The sequence below is a fragment of the Streptomyces sp. NPDC051172 genome, from assembly GCF_040682555.1.
Taxonomy (GTDB): Bacteria; Actinomycetota; Actinomycetes; order Streptomycetales; family Streptomycetaceae; genus Streptomyces.
Genome location: NZ_JBFBBE010000110.1, coordinates 23,267 through 29,960, shown reverse-complemented (window position 1 = coordinate 29,960; position 6,694 = coordinate 23,267). Strand labels below are relative to the sequence as shown.

Below are 6,694 nucleotides of genomic sequence, written 5' to 3'. Positions count from 1 at the left end.
GCCCGCGCCGGGGCCGCGCGGGTTGCGCGGCCCCGGCCCTCACCCGTACGACCAGGTCACTTCTTGTGGTCCCACAGGTCCCAGTCGTCGTCGTCCCCTATGTCACCGTCGAAGTTCCCGTCGGGGTGGTCGCTGTTGCCGGGGGTCCCTGACCCTCCGTCGTTGAACGGACGGACGACCGTGCCCGCGTGCAGCACCCGGATGTCTTCGGGATCGAGCGATGTCGCCATGGTTTTTCACCTCCTCTCACAAGGCCATGACAGTGCGTCACTGTCTTAGGCGAGGGTGAGGAATCCCTCGCGGACCAGGGTCCGCACCAACAGGAGGCGCCCCGGCCCGTCCAACTCACCGCGGATGTCGGCCGCGGTGAACCCCGTTTCGCCGCTCTGCGCCACGTAGCGCACTTCGGGCTCCACGTGTGCGGGCAGCTGCACGGTCTTGCCGTGGAAGTCCAGGTTGACCAGCTCGCCGGCGACGCCCAGCCGGAACGGCAGCCCGGCCCGCCGGCGCACCTTGGTGTCCGCCTCGACCTCGGCCTGTTGCTCCAGGTCGGCCAGATGACCGAGCAGATCCGGCGGGCTCAGTACCAGCGAACGCGCCAGGGACGCCTCCACCAGCTCTTGAGGCCGCAGCCGCTCAGCCAGCGCCGCGACCAGTTGGGTCGCGGTGTCCTGCGCCGTGCGCTGTGCCTCCTCGTCCCAGCCGAAGCCGAGCGGCAGCCCGTGTCGGAAGCGGACATCGGCGTGGGCCGCGCCGCGCACCGCCTCCTCCAACACGTCGTGCCACAGGATCGGGTGTACGCCCAGCGTCATGTGGACAGAAGTCCGGTCGTTCGAGGTGCCCGCGTGCAGGGTGCCCCGGGGCAGGTAGAGCACGTCGCCGTCGCACAGGTCGAACTCCTGGAGCGGCTCCGTCGGCTCGGGCAGCGACTTGTTGTGCGGCTGACTGCCCAGCGGCAGGTCGAGAGGGGCCCCGAAGAGCTGCCACCGCTTGCTGCCGTGCACCTGACAGATGAAGACGTCGTGCGTGTCGTAGTGCGGCTTGAAGCCGCGGTTCCCCGCGGGCGTCACATAGATGTTGGCCTGGATACGCGCGGTGATCTCGGTGCCCAGTGCGTAGGCCAGCCGCCGCAGCGGGGCGAAACGCCGCTCGAGCGCGTTGACGACCACGGTGGAGCCCTCCCGGTAATGCTGGTAGAGGACCTCCAGACCGTGCGCGCCGCCCTCACCCCGGCGGGAGTTGAGCTGGTCGACGGGCGTCTCCTTGCCGTCCCGTACGACCCGGAAGTCGCCGTCTCGGACATTGGAGAGCGAGAGGACCCGGTCCATGTCGGCCAGAGTCAGCAACTCCGCGAAGTAGCCCGGCGCACCCCGGCTGACGAGGAGCGGCCGACGAGCCCAGTACTCCTGCCGGAAGGTCTCCTCATCCACTGGATCGATCAGTCGGGCGAGCGTGAACCCGTCCCGTACGGCGGAGGTCCTGTCCACATCGTCACCGTGCAGTGCCATCAGCCCATCCCCCTGACTCTCGGCAGTACCAGGACCGTACGTGCGGCGACCCCAGGCCAGTACCTGAGAGTTCTCAGGGTCCCTGCCTCGGCAACTGCCGCCCTGCGGCGGCCGACCCGTGCGGGGAGAGCAGCGATCTCGGCAGTGCGGTGCATACGTCCTGGCCGGCCCGGGTGACGGCCTCCTCTCGCGACGCCCTCCACACGAACCGAGTCCGGACCAGCAGGATCAGGTGGGTTGAACGTGTCGGCTCATGCTGACAGGCTGCCGCCGTGGATCTGGGACTTGCGGGGAAGACAGCTTTCATCACCGGGGGAAGCAGTGGTATCGGGCTGGCCATCGGCCGGGCGCTCCGCGAAGAGGGGGCGGCGGTCACCGTCTGTGGACGGGATCCGGAAAGGCTGAAGGAGTCAGGACTGCCCGGGGTCCAGGCGGACGTCACGGATCCGGACGCGCTCGCCCGGGCCGTCGACGAGGCGGCTGAGCAGATGGGCGGGCTCGACCTGCTGGTGGCCAATGCCGGCGGTGTGTTCGGAGGGGGGCTGCTGGACTCGACGCCCGGTGACTGGCTGCGGACGTACGAGTTGAACGTGCTGCATGCCGCCCACGCCATCCGCAGCGCGGTGCCGCACTTCGAGCAGCGCGGGGGCGGCAGTGCGCTCATAGTGGCCTCGATCACCGGGTGGAAGCCGGGCCCCAAATCGTCCTACGCCTCGGCGAAGGCGGCGGAGATCCACCTCGCCGCCGCACTCGGCCAGGAGCTGGGCCCGCGCAACATTCGGGTGAATGCGCTCAGTCCGGGTTCGGTGATGTTCGAGGGCGGAGGTTGGGCCTGGTTCCGAGACAACCGGCCCGAGCAGTACAAGGCCTTCGCCCGCGACGACTTCCCCCGGGGACAGCTGGTCGAGTTGCACGAAGTGGCAGACGTGGCGTGCTTCCTCCTGTCGGCCCGCGCCGGCGGTGTCAATGGCACCAACATCTGCGTGGACGGCGCCCAGGACCACCCGAGCGCCGGCCGGCTCTTTCCTTAGACGCTGCCGGCCAAAGGTGAGTGCCGGTGAGTGGCTGCTTCCCGTCCGGGACATCACACCAGCAGCGGCTCGCCGGCACCCCTGCACGTGGGCCGAACCGAACCCGAAGGCGGGCCTGCTGGCCGGCCCCGACGGCCGACGATAGAAAAACCCTGCGCCCGACAGCGTTCTGCACGCGGTTACCCACCTGCCCCCGATGCCACCGAGGAGTGCGCAATGGGAACGTACGAGGATCTCTTCCGCTCCAGTACCGAAGACCCGGAGCGCTTCTGGCTGAGGGCCGCGGAGGGCATCGACTGGGATGTCGCTCCGCAACGCGCCCTGGACTCCTCCGGTGCACCCTTCTACCGCTGGTTTCCCGACGGGCGGCTCAATGTCTGTTTCAACGCGCTCGACCGGCACGTCGAAGCCGGCCTGGGCGATCAGCCCGCTCTCGTCCACGACTCCCCCGTGACCGGCACGCGGCGCACCTACACCTACGCCCAGCTGAGGGACGAGGTGGCGGCCTTCGCCGGAGGCCTGTCGCAGCTCGGCGTGGGATGCGGCGACCGGGTGGTCATCTACATGCCGATGATCCCGGAGGCAGCCATCGCGATGCTGGCCTGTGCCCGCATCGGTGCCATCCACTCGGTCGTCTTCGGCGGGTTCGCGCCGCCCGAACTCGCCGTCCGCATCGACGACGCCGCCCCGAAGGTGGTCGTCTCCGCCTCCTGCGGCATCGAGGGCAAGCGGGTCATCCCGTACAAGCCGCTGCTGGACCGCGCGATCGAACTCGCCGGCCACCGGCCTCAGAAGAATGTGATCGTGCAACGGCCGCAGGAACGGGCCGAGTTGGGGCCGGACGACCTCGACTGGGCCGACGTGATCGCCACCGCGACGCCTGTCGACTGTGTGCCGGTGGCCGCGACGGACCCGCTCTACATCCTCTACACGTCCGGGACGACGGGAAAGCCCAAGGGAGTCGTCCGCGACTGCGGCGGCTACGCGGTGGCCCTGCACTGGTCGATGGGCGCCGTGTACGCCATCGGCTCGGGCGAGACCATGTTCACCGGCTCCGACGTGGGCTGGGTGGTCGGGCACTCGTACATCGTCTACGGCCCGCTGCTGGCCGGCGCCACGACCGTCCTGTACGAGGGCAAGCCGGTCGGCACCCCGGACGCGGGCCAGTTCTGGCGCGTCGCCGCCGAGTACGGCGTCAAGACCATGTTCACCGCGCCCACTGCCTTCCGGGCGATCAGGAAGGAGGACCCCAAGGGTGCCCTCGCCGCGGAGTACGACCTCTCCCGCCTGCGTTACCTCTTCCTCGCCGGCGAGCGCCTCGACCCCGAGACCTACCAATGGGCGAGCGGCCTCCTCGACATCCCGGTGATCGACCACTGGTGGCAGACGGAGACCGGCTGGCCCATCGTCGCCAACCCGGTGGGCATCGAGCCCGCCCCGGTCAAACCCGGCTCACCCACCCGTCCGCTGCCGGGCTGGGACGTCCGCGTCCTGGACCCCTCCGGGCAGCCCGCGCCGCCCGGCGTCGACGGCGCGATCGTCGTCAAACTGCCCCTGCCGCCCGGCGCGTTGCCCACTCTTTGGAACGACGACGAGCGCTTCGTCGGCTCCTACCTCTCCGCCTTCGACGGCTACTACCTCACCGGCGACAGCGGGCACATCGACGCCGACGGCTATGTGTTCGTCATGGGCCGCACCGACGACGTCATCAACGTCGCCGGACACCGGCTGTCCACCGGCAGCATGGAAGAGGTCCTGGCCACCCATCCCGACGTCGCCGAATGCGCCGTGATCGGTGTCGCCGACGCTCTCAAGGGACAGATTCCGCGGGGCCTCGTCGTCCTGAAGGCGGGCACCGTCCGCGAGCCGGCCGAGGTCGAGGCCGAACTCGTCCAGCTCGTCCGCGAACACATCGGCGCCGTCGCCTCCCTCAAGGATGTCGCCGTCGTACCGGCCCTGCCCAAGACACGCTCCGGAAAGATCCTGCGCAAGACCATGCGCGGCATCGCCGACGGCCTCGACGAGCCCATTCCCTCCACGGTCGACGACCCGGGCGTCATCGAGGACCTGCGCCCTGTGCTGCGCCGCGGCCCCGGCCATGGCGTGTGAGCGGCCTTCCTCCGCACGTCGTCCCTCAGCGCGGACCGCTCGACCTCCGTGGTCGGACCCGGGTCATCCTCGCCCGTCGGCTGGGGCGAGGACGATGTCGAAGCGGACCCGTGTCCAGGTGCCGTCGACAGCCCGCCCGTCGGGGGTCGGCGTGCCCGCCTGACGCCGTTCGAAATCCTTGACCAGGGACTCCTTGACGCCGAAGACCGTGTCGGAGTCGAGCAGTTCGTCGCCCCGGACGAAGATGTGCGTGACGAGGGTTCGGCACTCGGGCGCCTCGACCATGAAGTGCAGGTGCGAGGCCCGCATCGGCGAGCGACCGGTCGCCGCCGGCATCCAGCCCACGGGGCCGTCGTGCGGGATCGGGTACGGCATCGGTGTGACGCCCCGGAAGCGGTAGCTCCCGTCGGCCTCCGTGAACAGGTGCGCGCGGGCGGTGACGCGGTCGTCGTACTGGACGTCGTAGAACCCGCCCTCGTCCGCCTCCCACACCTCGATCTTCGCCCCGGCCCAGCAAAGCCCAGCAGTCCGCCCGCGACATCGCGAGCGGCCTGCTGCTCAGGCCGAGGTCTACTGATTCCCCGTCAGTTGTCCGCGCTCGTACGGCGCCTGCGCGCGAAGTAGACCGCCGCGGCGCCGGCCGCCACGACCGCGAGACCCGCACCTGCGAAGACGGGGGTGCTGCTCGACGCGCCGGTCTCGGCGAGACCTCCGTTCGCGGTCGGGCTGTTCGCCCCCGCGCCGGGCGCCGGCGTGGCGGACTCGCTGGGGGTCGGGGACCCGCCCGCACCGGGCGTGGCCGACTCGCCGGGAGTCGGGGACCCGCCGGCACCGGGCCCGGCGTTCTCGGTGAGCACCGCCGCGAAGGCGCCGGCGATCACCTTGTGGCCGTCGGCGTTGGGGTGCGGGTCCTTCTTCGTGCACGCCCAGGTCAGCCGACAGATCTTGGCCACGTTCGCCGGCACCTCGCCCGCGCCGGGCACGTTCACCTGGGTGGTGAAGTCGTCCGAGGAGAAGACACCGGCCACGTCGGCCACCTTGAAACCGGTGGACTTGTAGACCTGAGCGATCCCCGTGTTGGCGGCCTTGACCAGGGGTGCCGACTCCTTGGCGGCCTGCTGTCCCGCGGCGCCCTGCAGCCAGGCCCCCAGGAACGGGTTGTGGTACGTCGAGCCCACGAACTGGGTGCTGTTCGTGCCGGCCTTGCGCAGCGCGCCCGCGATCTGGGCGAGGTTCTTCGCCATGGACTGGCTCCGGCTGTTCAGGCATGCCCCGTCGAGGGTGCCCGCCGGGCTGACACAGTTGAGGAGGATGTCGTTCGCGCCCACGCTGAGGGTGACGTAGGCGACCTTGCCATGGTGCTGGGCCATGGCCTTCAGAGCGGCGTCCAGTTGGGACTTGGCGTGCGGGTAGTCGCACTTCCCGCCGCTGATCAGGGACTCGGTGGTCTCAGCGGTGCAGCCGAGGCGTATGTGCTTCAGCCCGGGGGTGTGCTGCTTGAGCTGCGCGTAGAGCTGGTCGGTGTAGGCGACGTCGGTGTCCTTGTCGACATCCGGCTGGTAGCCGGAGGCCAGGGAGTCGCCGAGCGAGATGTAGTACGTGGCGTCCTTGGTGCCGGCCGCCTCGTCGGCGGTGGCAGGGCCGGGCGTGCTCAGCACGACCGCCAGAGCGGAGACGGCAAGACCGGGGCCGAAACGCTGAAGGGATCTCATCACTTGCGTGCGCTTTCCAGTGTGTTGGGGGGTTTGGATGCCGAAACGGAGCCGCAACGGTTTTCGGGCATCCGAAGAAAGCCTTGATGAAGGCACGGGGGGAATTCCGTCTCCGTGAACTGCGGGACCTGCCCGACCTCGCCCCGGAGGCGTGGGCGTCAATCTAGCAAAGCTGAAGCCGACTTGGACACAGGAGGACGACAACACGATGGTCACGAAGACACGTGCAATCTCCAGAAAGCCTCAGGCGGCCGGGAATTGATTACCAGACCGACCAGTAGCAATTCATTGAGTGATCAACCAGTCGCGCATCTCCTCGCGGACATCCGGCCGA

At 69.5% G+C, this 6,694-nt stretch carries 5 protein-coding genes and 1 pseudogene; 2 read left to right on the top strand and 4 right to left on the bottom strand.

The features are described 5' to 3' along the window. Positions 1 to 56: 56 nt before the first annotated feature. Together AB0N07_RS40375 and AB0N07_RS40370 are read right to left on the bottom strand one after the other, a co-directional pair. Positions 57 to 230: a hypothetical protein gene (locus AB0N07_RS40375; protein WP_365844067.1), complete on the bottom strand. Its 174-nt coding sequence runs from the start codon at positions 228 to 230 to the stop codon at positions 57 to 59. A gap of 45 nt (positions 231 to 275) precedes the next feature. Then, positions 276 to 1,508, bottom strand: a complete 1,233-nt coding sequence (locus AB0N07_RS40370) for a cupin domain-containing protein (RefSeq protein ID WP_365844065.1) — start codon at positions 1,506 to 1,508, stop codon at positions 276 to 278. Between the two features lie 272 nt (positions 1,509 to 1,780). Here AB0N07_RS40370 and AB0N07_RS40365 point away from each other — a divergent pair, with 272 nt between their 5' ends. Both AB0N07_RS40365 and AB0N07_RS40360 read left to right on the top strand, forming a co-directional pair. Beyond that, positions 1,781 to 2,539 carry an SDR family oxidoreductase gene (locus AB0N07_RS40365; RefSeq protein ID WP_365844063.1) on the top strand — a complete coding sequence of 253 codons (759 nt, stop codon included), beginning with the start codon at positions 1,781 to 1,783 and terminating at the stop codon, positions 2,537 to 2,539. 216 nt (positions 2,540 to 2,755) lie between these two features. Next, positions 2,756 to 4,648, top strand: coding sequence for a propionyl-CoA synthetase (locus AB0N07_RS40360; protein ID WP_365844061.1), 1,893 nt, complete (start codon positions 2,756 to 2,758; stop codon positions 4,646 to 4,648). 63 nt (positions 4,649 to 4,711) lie between these two features. Here AB0N07_RS40360 and AB0N07_RS40355 read toward each other — a convergent pair. Together AB0N07_RS40355 and AB0N07_RS40350 are read right to left on the bottom strand one after the other, a co-directional pair. Next, positions 4,712 to 5,161: pseudogene (locus tag AB0N07_RS40355) on the bottom strand (hydroxyquinol 1,2-dioxygenase); the annotation flags it as partial. Positions 5,162 to 5,232: 71 nt separating this feature from the next. Beyond that, the gene (locus tag AB0N07_RS40350; RefSeq protein WP_365844059.1) at positions 5,233 to 6,360 is read right to left on the bottom strand and encodes an SGNH/GDSL hydrolase family protein; all 1,128 of its coding nucleotides are present in this window, start codon (positions 6,358 to 6,360) and stop codon (positions 5,233 to 5,235) included. Positions 6,361 to 6,694 lie beyond the last annotated feature (334 nt).